26 protein-coding genes and 1 pseudogene are annotated in these 13,755 nt (G+C 72.9%); all 27 read right to left on the reverse strand.

Features of this window, described 5'->3' with window-relative positions:
• Positions 1-70 precede the first annotated feature (70 nt).
• The 27 genes and pseudogenes from OG245_RS15215 to OG245_RS15345 all read right to left on the reverse strand — a co-directional run bounded on the left by OG245_RS15215 (position 71) and on the right by OG245_RS15345 (position 13,704).
• Complete coding sequence (locus OG245_RS15215; protein ID WP_371624064.1) at positions 71-751, reverse strand: hypothetical protein; 681 nt, start codon at positions 749-751, stop codon at positions 71-73.
• Entirely contained in the window at positions 751-1,260 is a 510-nt protein-coding gene (locus tag OG245_RS15220) for a hypothetical protein (protein WP_371624065.1), read from the reverse strand. The genes OG245_RS15215 and OG245_RS15220 overlap by 1 nt, the downstream gene beginning before the upstream one ends.
• Entirely contained in the window at positions 1,257-1,832 is a 576-nt protein-coding gene (locus tag OG245_RS15225; protein WP_371624066.1) for a hypothetical protein, read from the reverse strand. The genes OG245_RS15220 and OG245_RS15225 overlap by 4 nt, the downstream gene beginning before the upstream one ends.
• 9 nt (positions 1,833-1,841) lie before the next feature.
• Entirely contained in the window at positions 1,842-1,991 is a 150-nt protein-coding gene (locus OG245_RS15230) for a hypothetical protein (RefSeq protein ID WP_371624067.1), read from the reverse strand.
• Positions 1,988-2,872 carry a winged helix-turn-helix domain-containing protein gene (locus OG245_RS15235; protein WP_371624068.1) on the reverse strand — a complete coding sequence of 295 codons (885 nt, stop codon included), beginning with the start codon at positions 2,870-2,872 and terminating at the stop codon, positions 1,988-1,990. The genes OG245_RS15230 and OG245_RS15235 overlap by 4 nt, the downstream gene beginning before the upstream one ends.
• Positions 2,869-3,039 carry a hypothetical protein gene (locus OG245_RS15240; RefSeq protein ID WP_371624069.1) on the reverse strand — a complete coding sequence of 57 codons (171 nt, stop codon included), beginning with the start codon at positions 3,037-3,039 and terminating at the stop codon, positions 2,869-2,871. The genes OG245_RS15235 and OG245_RS15240 overlap by 4 nt, the downstream gene beginning before the upstream one ends.
• A 103-nt stretch (positions 3,040-3,142) precedes the next feature.
• Positions 3,143-3,361 (reverse strand): hypothetical protein, encoded by a 219-nt coding sequence (locus tag OG245_RS15245; protein ID WP_371624070.1) that lies wholly within the window; start codon positions 3,359-3,361, stop codon positions 3,143-3,145.
• Between the two features lie 40 nt (positions 3,362-3,401).
• Positions 3,402-4,025, reverse strand: a complete 624-nt coding sequence (locus OG245_RS15250) for a hypothetical protein (protein ID WP_371624071.1) — start codon at positions 4,023-4,025, stop codon at positions 3,402-3,404.
• 51 nt (positions 4,026-4,076) lie between these two features.
• Entirely contained in the window at positions 4,077-4,421 is a 345-nt protein-coding gene (locus OG245_RS15255) for a hypothetical protein (protein ID WP_371624072.1), read from the reverse strand.
• Positions 4,418-4,633, reverse strand: coding sequence for a hypothetical protein (locus OG245_RS15260; RefSeq protein ID WP_371624073.1), 216 nt, complete (start codon positions 4,631-4,633; stop codon positions 4,418-4,420). Before OG245_RS15260 ends, OG245_RS15255 begins: the two co-directional genes overlap by 4 nt.
• Before the next feature lie 64 nt (positions 4,634-4,697).
• Positions 4,698-5,186: a hypothetical protein gene (locus OG245_RS15265; RefSeq protein ID WP_371624074.1), complete on the reverse strand. Its 489-nt coding sequence runs from the start codon at positions 5,184-5,186 to the stop codon at positions 4,698-4,700.
• Between the two features lie 48 nt (positions 5,187-5,234).
• A complete protein-coding gene (locus OG245_RS15270; protein WP_371624075.1) occupies positions 5,235-5,435 on the reverse strand; it encodes a hypothetical protein in 201 nt (66 codons plus the stop codon).
• The gene (locus OG245_RS15275) at positions 5,432-5,680 is read right to left on the reverse strand and encodes a hypothetical protein (protein WP_371624076.1); all 249 of its coding nucleotides are present in this window, start codon (positions 5,678-5,680) and stop codon (positions 5,432-5,434) included. The genes OG245_RS15270 and OG245_RS15275 overlap by 4 nt, the downstream gene beginning before the upstream one ends.
• Complete coding sequence (locus OG245_RS15280; protein WP_371624077.1) at positions 5,677-6,540, reverse strand: hypothetical protein; 864 nt, start codon at positions 6,538-6,540, stop codon at positions 5,677-5,679. Before OG245_RS15280 ends, OG245_RS15275 begins: the two co-directional genes overlap by 4 nt.
• Before the next feature lie 73 nt (positions 6,541-6,613).
• The gene (locus OG245_RS15285; protein ID WP_371624078.1) at positions 6,614-7,756 is read right to left on the reverse strand and encodes a DNA cytosine methyltransferase; all 1,143 of its coding nucleotides are present in this window, start codon (positions 7,754-7,756) and stop codon (positions 6,614-6,616) included.
• The gene (locus tag OG245_RS15290) at positions 7,753-7,929 is read right to left on the reverse strand and encodes a hypothetical protein (protein ID WP_371624079.1); all 177 of its coding nucleotides are present in this window, start codon (positions 7,927-7,929) and stop codon (positions 7,753-7,755) included. The genes OG245_RS15285 and OG245_RS15290 overlap by 4 nt, the downstream gene beginning before the upstream one ends.
• On the reverse strand, positions 7,926-8,132 hold the full coding sequence (locus tag OG245_RS15295) for a hypothetical protein (RefSeq protein ID WP_371624080.1): 207 nt from the start codon (positions 8,130-8,132) through the stop codon (positions 7,926-7,928). The genes OG245_RS15290 and OG245_RS15295 overlap by 4 nt, the downstream gene beginning before the upstream one ends.
• Positions 8,129-8,854, reverse strand: coding sequence for an ATP-binding protein (locus OG245_RS15300; RefSeq protein WP_371624081.1), 726 nt, complete (start codon positions 8,852-8,854; stop codon positions 8,129-8,131). The genes OG245_RS15295 and OG245_RS15300 overlap by 4 nt, the downstream gene beginning before the upstream one ends.
• Positions 8,855-8,856: 2 nt before the next feature.
• Positions 8,857-9,708, reverse strand: coding sequence for a hypothetical protein (locus OG245_RS15305; RefSeq protein ID WP_371624082.1), 852 nt, complete (start codon positions 9,706-9,708; stop codon positions 8,857-8,859).
• A 69-nt stretch (positions 9,709-9,777) separates the two neighbouring features.
• Positions 9,778-10,101 carry a hypothetical protein gene (locus OG245_RS15310; protein ID WP_371624083.1) on the reverse strand — a complete coding sequence of 108 codons (324 nt, stop codon included), beginning with the start codon at positions 10,099-10,101 and terminating at the stop codon, positions 9,778-9,780.
• Between the two features lie 296 nt (positions 10,102-10,397).
• Positions 10,398-10,571 (reverse strand): annotated as a pseudogene (locus tag OG245_RS15315) (WhiB family transcriptional regulator); the annotation flags it as partial.
• Between the two features lie 110 nt (positions 10,572-10,681).
• Positions 10,682-11,116 (reverse strand): hypothetical protein, encoded by a 435-nt coding sequence (locus OG245_RS15320; protein WP_371624084.1) that lies wholly within the window; start codon positions 11,114-11,116, stop codon positions 10,682-10,684.
• Complete coding sequence (locus tag OG245_RS15325) at positions 11,113-11,496, reverse strand: hypothetical protein (RefSeq protein ID WP_371624085.1); 384 nt, start codon at positions 11,494-11,496, stop codon at positions 11,113-11,115. Before OG245_RS15325 ends, OG245_RS15320 begins: the two co-directional genes overlap by 4 nt.
• 3 nt (positions 11,497-11,499) lie before the next feature.
• On the reverse strand, positions 11,500-12,021 hold the full coding sequence (locus OG245_RS15330) for a hypothetical protein (RefSeq protein ID WP_371624086.1): 522 nt from the start codon (positions 12,019-12,021) through the stop codon (positions 11,500-11,502).
• Positions 12,022-12,078: 57 nt separating this feature from the next.
• Entirely contained in the window at positions 12,079-13,239 is a 1,161-nt protein-coding gene (gene bet / locus OG245_RS15335; RefSeq protein ID WP_371624087.1) for a phage recombination protein Bet, read from the reverse strand.
• Positions 13,236-13,436, reverse strand: coding sequence for a hypothetical protein (locus OG245_RS15340; RefSeq protein WP_371624088.1), 201 nt, complete (start codon positions 13,434-13,436; stop codon positions 13,236-13,238). The genes bet and OG245_RS15340 overlap by 4 nt, the downstream gene beginning before the upstream one ends.
• Entirely contained in the window at positions 13,429-13,704 is a 276-nt protein-coding gene (locus OG245_RS15345) for a hypothetical protein (protein WP_371624089.1), read from the reverse strand. The genes OG245_RS15340 and OG245_RS15345 overlap by 8 nt, the downstream gene beginning before the upstream one ends.
• Positions 13,705-13,755: the final 51 nt, after the last annotated feature.

Below are 13,755 nucleotides of genomic sequence, written 5' to 3' on the forward strand. Positions count from 1 at the left end.
CAGTGGCCGCAGCCGGTGGTCCACCACCCGCAGACGGCGCAGTACGTGTTGCGGAGCAGGGTCCAGACCATCAGCGGGCCTCCTGTCGGGCGGGGGTGACGGTGATGTGCGCCCCTCCCGCGTGATGGACCGTCGTGGTGTTGTTGGTGTTGTTGTTGGTGGGCTGACCTGCGGCAACAACGGTCTCCAGCTCGGCGGCAGGGGCGGGGAAGTGGTCGGCCTTGATCCCGGTCGAGGTGCCCCGCCCGCGCATCCTCACCGGCTCCACCGGGATGTGGTGCTCGGCGAGCACCCCCCGGACCCGGTCGGTGGTGGTGCCCAGGGCCTCGGCGAGGACGGCGAGATGGGCGTGCGGTGTGCCGACCCGGGAGACGGCCTCGCGGACGTCCTGGAGGGTGGGGAGCGCGGGGGCCTCCTCGGCGGCCGGGGCGGGCTCGGCGTCGCCCTCCTTGCCCTGGCTCGGCTGCTCGGCCTCCGTGGGGATGGCGCGGATCGCGGCCCAGCACCACACGGGCACCGCGAACCAGAGCACAGCGGGCCACCGGCGGATCAGGAGCCACGCCCCGTACGCCCCGGCGGCGAGGACGGCCAGGCGCACGATGCACCCGAGGACCGCGGCGACGCCGTCGAGGTCGTCCCGGCGGCCGGCGCGCACCCAGGCGGCGGCCCGTGCGGTGAGGCGGCGAAGGAGGAGGCGCTGGCCGTGGGTGAGGGTCCGGGCGCGGTGCTGCATGGCGGTGGTCTTCGTCATCAGACGTTCCTCTCCAGGGCGTTCCGTCCGGACAGGCCCAGCGAGTTGATGAGGTCGGGCAGCCCATCGAGCATCCCGGCGACTCCGGCCGTGACGCAGAGGATCGTCCCGGCGAGGAAGAAGCTGATCAAGCGGCCCTTGTCGTCCTTCGAGGCGGCCTTGTAGATGACGACGAGGAGCACGAAGAGGAAGAAGACGACCACGCCGCCCTCTTCGCTGAGGCGGCCGAGGGAGCCGGGGGCGAGGGTGTCCCCGGAAGCTGTGCCGGTGGTGCCGGTGATGGCCTTGCCGCCGATGCTGCCGACGGCTTGGCGGCCGCATCCAGCGAGCCATCCGGCGAGGCCGCCGAAGCAGATGGTGGCCAGTCCTCCGCAGACGAAGCCTTGGATCATGGGCGCGAGGTCTTTCAGGGCGCGTCCGCCGACCCACCATTTACGCAGGTACATGGCCATGAACGTGATGGCGATGGCGCAGGCGGCGAGGGACGCGCCAGCAGTAGCAATGGTCATGACGGCTGCACTCCGGTGATCCAGGTGACGGGGTCGTAGAGGTCGATGGCGCCCATGAGGCCGACGAGGGACACGGCGAGGAGCAGGAGGCGGCGGAGGGTGCCGCCACCGCGCACGATCCGCATCACGGCGATCGCGAGCGGGGTGAGGGCAAGCGCGTAGGCGTTGGCCTGCCCGTACTCGGCGCGCGCTTCGGTGACGAGGGACGCCCAGGTCGTGGCGACGGAATAGCCGACGCCGGGGATCGGGAGGAGTGCAAGGGCGAGGGCTCCGCAGATCTGCCAGGGCCGGCCGATGCTGGTGAGCCACCGCCAGAGGCGTTGCCATCGGGTGGGTTCGGGTTCCGGTTCGTACGGCAGGACGACGTGGACGTGAACCTGCGGGACGGGGAGCGGCGGGGGTGCGGGGGCTGGTACGGCGACGGCCGGGGGTGCGGGCGGCGGCGGTGGCGGCGGTGCAGCCGCGGCCGGGGCCGGGGCGCGCCACGGGGGGACCGCGCCGGGCGTCGGCGGGCCGGGCGGGAGCGGTACTCCCCCGGGGATGATCCGCGTCGGGGTGATGGGCTCAGGCATGGTGTGTCCTCAGTGGAGGATGGCCGCGGCGAGGGCGGCGATGGTGAGCACGAGGGCGACGGTCCCGGTGATGCGGGGGGTGTCGCGGGTGGCGAGTGCGGCGAGTGCCGCGCCGGCGCAGATGGTGGCGAGCGGGAAGAGCAGCCGGATCGCAGTCATGTCTGCCGTGCCTCGCGGAGGTACCGCTTCGCCGTGGCGGCGCTGACGCTGAGCCGCTCAGCGACCTGAGCCGAGGTGAGCCCGGGGTCCTGAGCCAGGAGCTCAGCGACCCGCTCAACGGCCTGAGCCCGCTGAGCCGACTGGGCGTTGAGGTGGGCGGAGAACCCGAACGAGGCGTCCTCGGGCTCGTGCGCCCGAGCCCGGGGCTCAGGGGTGGCGACCTGCGTGGATGAGTGCAGGAGGTGCTGGGGCTCAGCGGGGGGCTCAGCGCGCTGAGCCGGGGGCTCAGCCGGGTCGTACGCGGTGAGCTCCAGGGGGCTGCGGCCGCGCTGGAGTTCGCGTGCCTTGTCCTGGCGGCTGCGCTCGATCCGGAAGTCGACGTCGACCTCGGAGAGGTAGAGCTCGGCGATCATGGCCCGGCGGCGCATCTCGATGCGGTGCTGCTCTTCCTCGAAGGTGAGGCCGCGCTCCATGCTCGCGAGGACGGCGCGTTCCTTCTCGGTGAGGGCGGCGGGGTCGCGCATGTCGGTGAGCGCGAGCAGCCAGACGACCTTGGCGCCGAGGGGCAGGAGGGGTCCGGCGACGGCCATGGGGATGCTGTCGGCGCGGATGCCGTGCCAGACGAGGAGTCCGGCGACGGCGAGGAGCGCGGCCCACCCGATCGCGGGGACGAGGTTGAAGCGTTTGACGGGGATGCGGAGGCTGCGGGCTTCGGCGGCGATGACCGCGGCCCAGACGATGTCCGCGCCGGCGGCGACGGTGAGGCCGATCTCGCCGGTGCCGAGGAGGTCGACGAGCGACCAGGTGGTCCAGGCGAGGGATGCGCCGGAGAGGATCACGGCGGGGGCGATGAGGGGCGACAGGCCCTTGGGGAAGCTCATCGCGCTGCCACCGGCCTACGGCCGGCGCGGGTGACGGTGAGGGGGCCGAGGGGCTCCTCGGGGGTGGCGAGGAGCAGGGTGGCCAGGGTGGTGAGCGTCTGCGCGACGTCGACCGGGGCTGCGGGGGTGTTGTTGGGCGTGAGGGTGCGCGTGAAATGATCGGCCATGGCCGATGCCTCCTGGTCTAGTCAGGATGGTGTTCGGTCGGAGGTCGGGCGACGCGCGCGCCTCAGGCGTTCCAGCGCCTGAGAGCTGTCGTCCGGCCTCGCTCTATGTCGGGGCCTTGGGCCCGTTCTTCTTGATCGCCGCGTCGATGGCGTTCCAGCTCTTTCCGACTTCCCTGGCCACGTCGGCCACGGTTCCGAGTTCGGCAACGCCGTCGAGCAGGGCGAGCGCTCTCCGTTTGGCGGACTCGGATACGAGGAGTTGGAGCTGTTCCAGCAGCTCGTCTTCTCCGCGGACCCGTTCCCGCCAGGGGATCGTGTTCACGTGGAGACTGTATCTAACCCTGGCTTAGACGGTCAAGCCGTCAGGCGGCCGTGTCGGCGTCGATGAGCTGCTTCAGCCCGGCCCACAGCGCGGGCGGGTACGACGCCGAGCACCACGGGCAGCTCACGACCGTCTCGCCGGGCTGGAGGGTGAGCACGGCCCCGCAGAGGCTGCCGTCGGTGTGGGCGGCGGGACAGTGGCCGATGCGCCGGCCGCGGGGGCGCGGGTCGGGGTCAACGACGGAGGAGGCGTTGCGGTGCAGCTCGCCGATCTCGCCCGCGAGGTCGCCTGCCCCGGGCCAGGTGGCGACGATCCACGGCATGTGGGCGAGGAGTCCCGCAACGGCCGTGTGCAGCCGTGTGAGCGTGTCTCCGGCCAGTCGGGGGGTCCGCATGCGTCGGGCGTCGTGTACGGCGCTCAGCCAGGCGTACACGGTGTCGAACTCGCGGCGGAGGTCGAAGGTGTCGCCGTCGATCGGCAGAGGGGCGGGCCCGCCCTTGCCGCCGCGTCCCTGCCCGGTGGCCATGCTCGGCGCGAGGAGGAGCCCGAGCCCGGCGTACATGCGGGGCAGCTGCTGGAGCTGCCGGGTGAGGGTGGTGGTGCAGTGCACGCAGAGGGTGCTGCCGGTGGGGTCGGGTGCGTGGCAGTGGGTGCAGGTGGTCACGGCAGGCTCCTCGTGCGGGGTGGGCGGTCGTACGGGTGCGGTGGGTCGGGGTCAGGCGGTGGCTGCGCGCCCGGTGGCGGCCCGGCATCGGGGGTACGGGCAGCCGGCCACCGGCGGGGCGTGGTGTTGTTCGCACATGGCGCGGGAGTCGATGCACTGCCCGGCGGTCAGGCGGGCCACGTCGGCCTCCAGCTCGCGGACACGGGCCTCGGCGGTGGCACGGTGCTTCTGCTCGTGCTTCCAGGCCTGCCGGTAGCTCTCGCGCTCGCCGCAGATGGTGCGGAAGTGGCGGGCCTGCTGCTCGGCGTCAAGGTCGGCCTGCTCCAGCTGCTCGTACAGGGCGTCGAGGGCGTCGCTGGTGAGGTCGTCGAGCGGGATGCGGGGCTGGGTGGTCACCGGGCCCCCTCGGCGGCGATGAAGTACGCCTGGTGGTCGGCGGCCCGGCAGTACGCCTCGGGGTGCCCGGCGGGGCGGGCGCAGGGCGGGTACTCGGTGCCGCAGGTCGCGGTGGTCTTGCCGCAGGTGGCCTCGTTGAGGGTGGCGGCCATGCGGGCGTTGTGGGCCATCGCGGCCCCGACTGCTTCGCCCATCGATCGGTAGTGGCGCACGGGGTGGTCCTTCCGGGTTTGGGGTGGCCGCCGGGTGGGGCGGCCACCCACAGGGGCAGGGGCGTCAGACGGCGGGGGTCAGGGCGACGGGGCACGGGGCGGCGCTGTACTCGCCGTCCTCGTCGCGCTGGCAGGAGCAGGCGTGCTCTTCGCGGATGTGGGAGCAGCGGTCCTTGCCGGGGATCTCGTCGCCGTCGTCGGTGAAGTAGTCCTCGCAGTCCCGCTCCAGGCAGTCGCGGGGGCCGACCCAGACGGTCACCTGCTGGTGCTCGGTGTCCGGGTTGGGGACGATGCCGTTCTTCGGGCGGGTGTGCTCGCGGGTGCGGCAGGCACCCCAGGGGACGTACTCGCCGTCCTCGGCGGAGCAGTCGAGGCAGGCCTTCCCGGCGGGGGCGTCGAGGCAGATGCGGACGTCGTCGCTGGGCGGGTGCTGGTCGGACCAGACGTCGTAGGCGTCTCCGTCGGCGTCCGGGTCGGGGCGGGGGCCGTGGGGGCAGTCGTCGGCCCCTGCCTCCCAGTAGTAGGTGCCGTGCTCGTGCGGGCGCTCGGTCATGTGGTGTCTCCTCGGTGGGCCGGGATCACCCGGCAGCAGGGGCGGGGGTCAGGCGGCGATGTGCGGCGGCTCGGAGGGGGTGCGGTCCTGTCCGTCGCAGTCGGGGCACGGCGCCGTGATCGGGCGGTGAAAGCGGTGGCCGGTGAGGTAGCCCTCCTGGCGGCGGGGGCTCAGCTCGGCGAACGGGATCTCGGTCTGTCCGGTGATGAGCTGGCCGTGGCCGCCGCACGTCTCGCAGAGCTGGGTCATCGTGTGGGCTCCTCGGGCGCTCGGGTGCGGGCGGGCAGTTCGTAGAGCGCTTCGAGGAGGTAGATCTCCTGCTGCGCCCGGTGGAGTTCGGGGGTGCTGCTCATGCAGGCGGTAATGCACTCGGGGTCGCCGGGCTGGGTGCAGTTCTGGCGGTGGGGAAAGTCGGCGGCGCAGGTGTCGCAGGCGAGCCAGCCGGGGGCGTGGGGGACGATCCGCAGCGAGTGGCGGCAGATGCGGGCGGTCACGGGCGCTCCTCGGGCGCGGCAGGGGCAGCGGGCGGGGTGGCGGGCGGGGTGGCGAGGGGGCTGTTGGGCTGCTGCGGGTTGCAGGTCTGGTAGCCGCCGGGGATGTGGACCCAGCGGGGCGTGTACGTGCCGAACCGGGGGTCGCCCCGGTCCTCGATTTCCTGCCAGCAGTGCACGCACTGGGTCGCGAGCTCCGCCTCGCTCTCGGTGGTCTGCTGCACCCTGGCGGCGAGGACGGCCAGGCGGTGGAGGTCGACGGCCTTGGTGCGCAGGTGGTTGGCCGCGAACGCCTCGTTGTCGTAGTCGGAGGTAGAGAGCGCCTCCAAGGTGGTTGCGTGGTCTACCAGGAGCGCGGCGGCTTCCCGCAGTACGGCGGCCCGGTCGGCAGGCGCGGGCGGGGCGGCCGGTCCCGCGAGGGCGTCCCTGAGCGCGGCCGTGCGCTCCGGGTCCAGCTCCACCCAGTACGGCTCACGGCCGGGCCCGGACAGGAGGATCGTGGTGGTGTCGTCGTCGCCGTGCATGACGTCGTCGAGGCCCCACCGCAGCTGGACCGGCTCCCGCTCCTCGTCGGCCTCCTCGGCGGCCGTGCCCTCGGTCTCGGTGGTGCCGAGGAGCTGCCGGGCCACCGCCAGGGCGGGCGCGGGCAGCACGGTCAGGACCGCGTCGGCAATCACCTCGGGCGTACCCCAGACCTCGGTCAGGACGCCGTGTGTGTAGACGACGGGCTGCATGCGGCTGGCTGCGCACTCGGTCTCGGTGCTGTCGCAGCCGCCCGTGCAGGCCGCACGGCGGAGCGTCTCGGCCATGCGGTCGCGCAGCTGGTCGGCGGGGCGGTCAGCGGGGGTGGGTGAGGTGGGCATCAACGGCTCCAGGTGGTGGGTACGGTGGTGGGGCGCCCGCCCCGGGTAACGGCCGGGGCGGGCGCACTGCTGGTCACGCGGCAGCCAGTTCGGCGGCGGCCGGCATCGGGACCCCGGTCGCGGCGGACAGGACGTGCGCGGCGAGCAGCGGAGGGATGGCGTTGCCGACCTGGAGGGACCGCTGCCCCTTGTTGCCCTGGAAGGGGTAGGTGGCGCGGAAGCCTTGGAGGACGGCGCCTTCCTCGACGGTGAGGCTGAGGTGCCCGCCGGCCTGCTTCCCCCCGACGTGCCCGACGGTCCCGGTGACCGTGGGTGCGGGCTTGTGGTGCGCCCAGTGCCCGGGGTTGTCCATCGCGGCGCGCATGGCCCTGCGGCTGGTGGACGACCAGGGTTCGGCGCCGCCGGTGTCCGTGCCGCCGCCGGTGATGGTGGGGGCGGGGCGCTGGGTGTAGCCCCAGCCGAGGGCGTCGGCCATGGTGACCCAGGGGCGTAGCCGGTCGCCGAACAGGTCGTCGGCGGGGTGCTCAGCGTGGGTGGGTGCGGGGGCGGTGACGTCCCGGACGCGGGAGGCGATGAGGATGGCCCGCCGTCGGGTCTGGCCAAGACCGTAGTCCGCGGCGTTGAGGATGCCGCACCACGTGCTGTACCCCCAGGCGCGGAGGATCGCGGCGTACTGCCGGAACAGGGGCAGGACCGCGGGGACCTCCTCCATGGCGATCAACTCAGGCCGGAGGTCGTGGTGCCAGCGCATCGGCTCGGCGGCGAGCAGGCTGCGGGCGTCCTTGCACGCGGTGAGGAGCTTGGCCCGGGTGTCGCGGCCGCGCGCCAAGTCCTCTACGGCCTGGTGCACCAACGGCTGGTCCAGGAGACCGAGCCGATGGCCGCCCTTCGTCCAGGGCTGGCAGGGGGCACTGTCGACCTTGCCCTTGACCCGGCCCCGGAAGGGCGCGGTGGGCATGGTCGCGACATCGCACCGGACCACGGTGTGCCCGGCGGCGACCGCGGTGGCGCAGGCAGCGGCGTCCCACTCCATGCCCACCGCGCGGGTGGTGAGGCCGAGGATGCGTCGGCCTTCGGCCCAGCCGCCGGGGCCGTGGAAGCCCTCAACGATGAGGTCGGTGTCCATGTGGGTGCTCCGGAGGTCGAGTTGCCCGGGGACGGGTTGTGGTGGCGGGGTGTCGAGGAGGGCGCGGGCCCGGTCGAGTGCGGTGGTCACGGGGTGGTCCTCGGGTCGGCGGGGACGGTGACCGTGGGGTGCAGGTCGTAGCCGCTGCTGGCGAGGTATTCGGTGATGCGGTCGGTGAGCCCGGCGGGGGTCTGCTGCTCGGGCTGGACCTCGCACCGGTAGTCGTCGATGGCGGCGTTGATGACCGCGTCCAGGCCGGTCATGTGGTGGCCTTCCTCTTCGTGGCGTCGGTGAGGGGTCCGTGGTCGGCGACGAGGGTCCGCCACCTGATCCAGTGGCTGCCGGTCGCGGTCCATCGGGTGGTGCGGCGGGTCCAGATGCGGCCGGTGCGGTCTTGTACGGCGGTGACGCCCTTGGGGGAGAGGAAGCTGCCGGGGCCGTCCGGGCGCCACGTCTGCGCGCTCACGCGGCACCTCGGCGGCGGCGGTCGGTGCCGGTCATGGCGACGACGCGGGTGTCCTCGGACAGCCGGGACACGATCCGCTCGCCCAGCGCGCTGGTGAGGTCGGGCGCTCCTTCGGCGCGGGCGGGGAGGTTCGAGGTGTAGAGCGTCGGCCGACAGGCGTTGTACCGCTCGTTGATCAGCCGGTACGTCACCTCCTCCGTCCACTCGGACGCCTTGGCGGAGCCGAGGTCGTCGAGGACGAGGAGCGGCACCCGCACCAGGCGGCGCAGCTCTTCCTCTGTGCCCCGGTCGGAGCCCTTGGGGCGGAGCAGCCCGTACATGTCGGCGGCGGTCGTGGCGCGGATCTCGTAGACGCGGGGGCCGGCGGCGGCGATGCGGCGGAGGGCGCCGTAGGCCTGGTGGGTTTTGCCGGTGCCGGTGGTGCCGGTGAGGAGCAGGCTGCCCGCGGTGTCGGGGGCCGCGGCGACGTCGTCGGCCCAGGCCTGGACGTCGGGGTGGTCGGCGTCGGCGTGCCGGTAGCGGCGGGGGGTGGCGGTCTCCCAGCGCTTCAGGGCCCATTCGGCGCGGCGGCGGCGGTGGTATTCGGGGTGGCCGGGCTCGTCGGGGGTGGGCTGGTCGTCGATCGGGCCAGGGGTCACGCCCTGCTCCTGCTTCTGGCGGATGCCGTTCATGACGTTGGCGAACGCGGACGGGCCGAGGCTGCCGATGTTGGTGGGTTCCATGGTCAGAATCCGTTCGAGTACGCGGAGACGTCGGTCGGGTTGCTGTAGGGCTGCCAGCCGCCGGACACGGCACGGAGCGGCGGGCGCGCGGTACCGGGCTCGGGCAGCGGGGGCAGGTCGCGCCAGCCGGGGAGGAAGTACCGGGCGTACGACACGTCCCGGGTGTTTGCCTGCTTCTGGGCGAAGGCGGCAAGGGCGGCGACGCCGGTGCGCTTGATGAGCGCTTCGACGGTGAACCATTCGGCGACGCTGAGGTTCCAGCGGACGAGGATCCCGGCGGCGGTGATCGTGTCGACGAGCGGTCGGCAGTTGGTGGGGATCTCGGGTCCGAGAACGGGCGGCGCGGGCTCTCCGGCTTGCTTGCTTCCACTCCTGGTAGGAGTGGTCTGGTAGAGGGGTCCGGATTCCGGACCCCTAGGGGTCTCGTTTTCGGACCCCCCCGGTCCGGATTCCGGACCCCTAGCCGTTTCGCTACCGGTCCGGATTCCGGACTCCTGCTCAGGGTTAGGGGTCTCGTTCTCGGACCGGTAGCTCTGGCTTACCGGTCCGGATTCCGGACCCCTAGCATTCGGCGCGGGGCGCACATACCCGACGGCGTACGGCAGTTGATAGGTCGCGGCCCGGCTACCGATGGCGGGCTCGGCAATGACCAGCTCGCCCGATGCGAGGGCCGCGTCGACCGCCTTGACGACCGAGGACCGGGCCGCGTTCAGTCGGCCGACGAGCTCCGTCGTGCCCATGCGGACCGTGGCGTCGGGGCCGGGTGCCTTGTCGGCGACCGCGAGCAGCACGAGCCGGGCGTTCCCCTTGGCGCGGGAGTGGGTCCACACCCAGTGCATGGCGTCGATGGTCACGCGGTCCTCTTCCGTACGGTGCGGTGGTGCGGGTGGTGGCCCGGGGCGCGGCGGCCCCGGGCCGAGGGGTCAGGCGTCGGTGTTCTCGGTGGCCTGCGCGATGCCGTCGCAGACCGCCTTGTCGGCCTCCTGCCGGGCGATCACCCGGGCGTTGGTCTCCGTGATCCGGATCAGCTCGGCGGCCAGCGCGTTGTCCTCCGGGCTGCCGGGGTCGGCTTCCTCGCGCAGCGTCTCGGCGCTGAAGCAGCGGACGCAGAGCAGCGGCTGCTTCTCCCGGCGGCACCACTCGCAGGTGATGCCGGTGAGGTGGAAGTCGTGGTCCGGCTCGTAGAGGAACAGGGGCCGGGTCTGCGTGCAGTGGTCGCAGCGGGCCTCGATCGGGGTGGTGTCCATCAGGCGGCGCTCCGTTCGGTGGTGGTGTGGCGCGCGGCGTCGCGCATGGCCTGGTCGGTCAGATGGCGGACGCACGTGCCGACCTCGCACCCCTTGTGCACCCGCCCGATCGGCGCGTCCTTGCGGGTGGCCCGCCATGCGACCTGGTTCGGCGACATCCGGACCGAGCCGATGACGACCTCCTGGCCGCCGCACCACAGGACGTGGCCGCTGACCTCCTGCGTGAGCGACCGATACGCGTCGTCGATCGACGCGAACGCCTGGACGGGAACGCGCTTCTTCGGGACGCGCCCGTACCGGCGGATGCTGGTCCGGTCGCGCTCGGAGAGGGCACCCCAGACGCCGGAGTCCTGCCGGGTCTCCAGCGCCCACTGGCCGCAGGTCTCCATGACGGGGCAGCGGCGGCAGGTGGCCTTGGCCTCGGCCTCGTCGGCCATGGATGCGGCGTCGGTGCCCTTCGGGAACCACATCTCCGGGTCGTACTGCGGGTCCCGGCAGAGGGCGGCGTCACGCCAGTCCGCAGCACGGTGACCGGTGTCGGGGGCGAGCTTGGACGAGGTGACCTTGAACAGGGGCGCGCTCACCGGGCACCTCCGAAGATCCCGGCCATCTGGGACCGGAGCTGCTCACGCATCGGCCGGTCCTCCAGGTGCGCCGGAGCGACACACTGCGCGTAGCCGCAGCCCGGCTTCGCGTGGCCGATCGGCTCGCGCCCGTGATGCAGCCGGAAGGCAACCCGGTACGCGGACGGGTGCTTGCCCTGCCGGCCGAGCCGCGGCACCCCGTGGGCGTGGTGCCCGGTCCAGCGGAGGTGCCCGCCGTCGACGGGCTCGGTGCGGGCGTGGAACTCGGTTTCGATGGGCCGGAGGGGGTGTCCGCCGCGCTTCGGGGCAGGCAGGCTGAGCGCGATGCGGTGGCTGGTGACGGTCTTGTAGCTGACGTGGAGCGTGCGCATGATGTCCCGCTGCGCGATGCCTTCGCGGAGCATGTCGGCGACGTCGGCCCGGAGCTTCATGAGGCCACCTCCGTGCGGGGCTTGTCGCTGCGGCGGGTCTGCCAGTGCGCGCCGAGGTCCAGCAGCGGGTCATCGAGGCCGACCGCGCTGTCATACGCGGCCTGGAGGCGGTAGGCGCGGCGCTCGGCGGCGCCCACCTCGCCCCGGAGCCGGGCGACGATGCGGACCAGGCGGGCGATGCGACCCGTGTACCGGATCGCGTCGGCCAGGCGGGCGAGGCGGACACGGTTGAGGGTGTCGTCGGCGGCGGTGAACTGGCCGGCCGCCGTGCGGGTCGCGGTCTGCATGGCGCGGACGGCGCGCTGGGCTTCGTCGCGCTGCTCGCGGATCCGCTCGTAGTCGGCGGCGAGGGCGTTGTACTTCCTGCGGGAGACGAACATCGCTCAGGCCTCCTGGGGTGCGGCGGTGAGCTGGGGGAGGTTGAGGTGGCCGAGGGCCCCGGTGCGCCACGCCTCGGCGATCCGGTCCCGGCCGTCCTTCGTCGGCCGCACCGAGTGCGTCGTCGACCGGGTCGCCCGGATCTCCACCCCCGGCACCGCGTCGACCACACCGGTCTCCCGGTCGGACACCTCGGCGGTCCCGGCGGCGGTCATCTCCGCGAGGAGCGCGGTGGTGTAGGCGGGGCGGACCTCGGTGACGAGCCGGGTGGTGACCTCGGTGGGCCGGTTGGCCCGGACCCAGGCGAGGAACGTCTCCGGGTCGGTGACGACGGCGGCCGGCTTGCTGTCGGTGCGGCTGATGACGGCGACCTTCGTCCCGTCGGGGAGGGTGGCGTCGACCTTGCCCACACCGCCCTCGGTGAGCGCGGTCTGCATCTCGGCCTTCACGGCCTTCAGCCGGTCCATGACGGTGTCGGCCAACGTCTTCAGCGCCGCTTCCTCAAGCGCCAGTTCCTGCATGTTCATGGGATGCTCCTTGGTGGGGCCGCCCGCCTATCCCGCGGGCGGCCCCGTTGTGCTGGGTCAGGCGGCGGGGCGGATCTGGGCGGTGAGCGCGCGGATCGCTTCGACGGGCGCCTCGTTGAGGGGCATGCCGAGGGCGCCTGCGACGCCGTTGTCGAAGTCCTCCAGGTGCGCGGCTTCGGCGGCGGCGCGGAGTTGGGCGACGGCGTCGGCGTAGTCGTCCTCGGGGCTCAGCACCTCGGCGTCCACGACGCCGTCGTCGGCGGTGCCGTCCATCGCGCCCTCGGCGGCGACCGCGTCGGACACCGAGTGCGGCGCCGGACCAGCAGGCGCGGGCTCGGCCAGCTCGTTGCCGCGCTGAATCAGGAACGCCCCCAGCTCCAGCAACTCCCGGTCCGGCGACTTCACCGTCTCCCCGAGGAGCCCGGCGGCGTGCGCCTCCCGGTACACCTTCTGGAGCGCGGCCTTGTTGGCGGCGTCGGCGGCTGTGGTCGCGAAGTCCTGCGCTTCCTGGGAGCGGCCGTTGACGGCCCGGGGGGCCTGCGGCTCCGGGTCCGTGGCCCACGGGTCGCCCTGCCCCGGCTGCACCTTCCGCAGGTGCCGCTCGTCAGCCGACGGGTTGTCCGCCTGCGCCATCTCCTCGGCCGTGTACACCCCGGCCAAGTCGTGCGGGAACGCCTTCCGCAGGGCGAGCGCCTCCGCGCACTTCGCGATCTGGTTGGCGCCCATGTTGGCCCACATGCGGGTGGGGTTGTCGTTGCGGTCGGTCTGGACGTACTCGCGGTACAGGGCCACGGCAGAGAACCGCTGTCCGTTCCGGAGGACCGTGACCTTCGCGGCGGCCGGCGCCGACGGGGACAGCCACACGTCCCGCCACTGGCCGTTCGAGTCGCACCACAGGGTGTCCTCGTAGCCGAAGGTGTGCCGGGTTTCGGCGATGACGCGATGGGCGATGACCCGGTAGCCGTCGATGCCGGTCTGAGGGGTGAAGACCTTCCGCTTCTGCCGGTTGTCCCACCGGCCGATGAGGTAGATCTGCCGGCTGAACGGGTCGAGCTGGGTGCGCTGGCAGAGGTGGAGGAAGCTGGCCAGTTCGGCGTTGGTGACGTCGTTGTCGATGCCGGTCTGGCGGAGGACGGCTGCCTGGTCGTCGGTCCATCCGGTCTGGTCGGCGCGGATGGCGAGGGAGCCTCCGGCCTGGGCGATGTCGGTGGTGGTCATGCGATGGCTCCGATCAGGGCGTGTCCGGCTTCGTAGAGGCCCCACCACATGAGGCCGCTGATGGGGAGGGCGATGGCGCAGCCGACACCGGCGCGGGGGGCCTGGTCGTAGTACGCGCGGTCGCACAACTCGCGCTGGGTGTGGCCGATGCCGGTGTGGTCGGGGCGGCGGTGGGGGCCGCCGAACGTGTCAGCCACGGGGAGCCTCCTTCGCGCGGTCCGCGACCACCCAGTCGCTGGCCTCGCCGATACGGAGCAGGTAGCCACCCGGCGGCCGAACCCCGCCCCCGTGGATCACGTTGCCCGCGTCGAGGACGGTGACCGGTCGGCCGCCGAGCTGCTCGCACAGGGCGGCGATCGGGTTCAGGCCGTACTCCTCCAGCCGCATCAGCGCGGCGGCGAGGTCGGCCCACAGGGCGTACTCGACGGCGTCGTACATGAGGTTGGTGGTCGGATCGCTGGTCATCGGGTGCCTCCGGTGCAGGTGCAGGCTTCGAAGATCAGGCGGCAGGTGGGG

Origin of the sequence: Streptomyces sp. NBC_01116, from assembly GCF_041435495.1 — a bacterium.
Classification (GTDB): Bacteria; Actinomycetota; Actinomycetes; order Streptomycetales; family Streptomycetaceae; genus Streptomyces.

Excerpts from the sequence above, each read along its gene's own strand:
- OG245_RS15215 (WP_371624064.1), bottom strand. The coding sequence starts at position 751 with ATGACGAAGACCACCGCCATGCAGCACCGCGCCCGGACCCTCACCCAC.
- OG245_RS15220 (WP_371624065.1), bottom strand. The coding sequence starts at position 1,260 with ATGACCATTGCTACTGCTGGCGCGTCCCTCGCCGCCTGCGCCATCGCC.
- OG245_RS15225 (WP_371624066.1), bottom strand. The coding sequence starts at position 1,832 with ATGCCTGAGCCCATCACCCCGACGCGGATCATCCCCGGGGGAGTACCG.
- OG245_RS15230 (WP_371624067.1), bottom strand. The coding sequence starts at position 1,991 with ATGACTGCGATCCGGCTGCTCTTCCCGCTCGCCACCATCTGCGCCGGC.
- OG245_RS15235 (WP_371624068.1), bottom strand. The coding sequence starts at position 2,872 with ATGAGCTTCCCCAAGGGCCTGTCGCCCCTCATCGCCCCCGCCGTGATC.
- OG245_RS15240 (WP_371624069.1), bottom strand. The coding sequence starts at position 3,039 with ATGGCCGATCATTTCACGCGCACCCTCACGCCCAACAACACCCCCGCA.
- OG245_RS15265 (WP_371624074.1), bottom strand. The coding sequence starts at position 5,186 with ATGACCGAGCGCCCGCACGAGCACGGCACCTACTACTGGGAGGCAGGG.
- OG245_RS15270 (WP_371624075.1), bottom strand. The coding sequence starts at position 5,435 with ATGACCCAGCTCTGCGAGACGTGCGGCGGCCACGGCCAGCTCATCACC.
- OG245_RS15280 (WP_371624077.1), bottom strand. The coding sequence starts at position 6,540 with ATGCCCACCTCACCCACCCCCGCTGACCGCCCCGCCGACCAGCTGCGC.
- OG245_RS15290 (WP_371624079.1), bottom strand. The coding sequence starts at position 7,929 with ATGACCGGCCTGGACGCGGTCATCAACGCCGCCATCGACGACTACCGG.
- OG245_RS15300 (WP_371624081.1), bottom strand. The coding sequence starts at position 8,854 with ATGGAACCCACCAACATCGGCAGCCTCGGCCCGTCCGCGTTCGCCAAC.
- OG245_RS15310 (WP_371624083.1), bottom strand. The coding sequence starts at position 10,101 with ATGGACACCACCCCGATCGAGGCCCGCTGCGACCACTGCACGCAGACC.
- OG245_RS15320 (WP_371624084.1), bottom strand. The coding sequence starts at position 11,116 with ATGAAGCTCCGGGCCGACGTCGCCGACATGCTCCGCGAAGGCATCGCG.
- OG245_RS15325 (WP_371624085.1), bottom strand. The coding sequence starts at position 11,496 with ATGTTCGTCTCCCGCAGGAAGTACAACGCCCTCGCCGCCGACTACGAG.
- OG245_RS15330 (WP_371624086.1), bottom strand. The coding sequence starts at position 12,021 with ATGAACATGCAGGAACTGGCGCTTGAGGAAGCGGCGCTGAAGACGTTG.
- bet (WP_371624087.1), bottom strand. The coding sequence starts at position 13,239 with ATGACCACCACCGACATCGCCCAGGCCGGAGGCTCCCTCGCCATCCGC.
- OG245_RS15345 (WP_371624089.1), bottom strand. The coding sequence starts at position 13,704 with ATGACCAGCGATCCGACCACCAACCTCATGTACGACGCCGTCGAGTAC.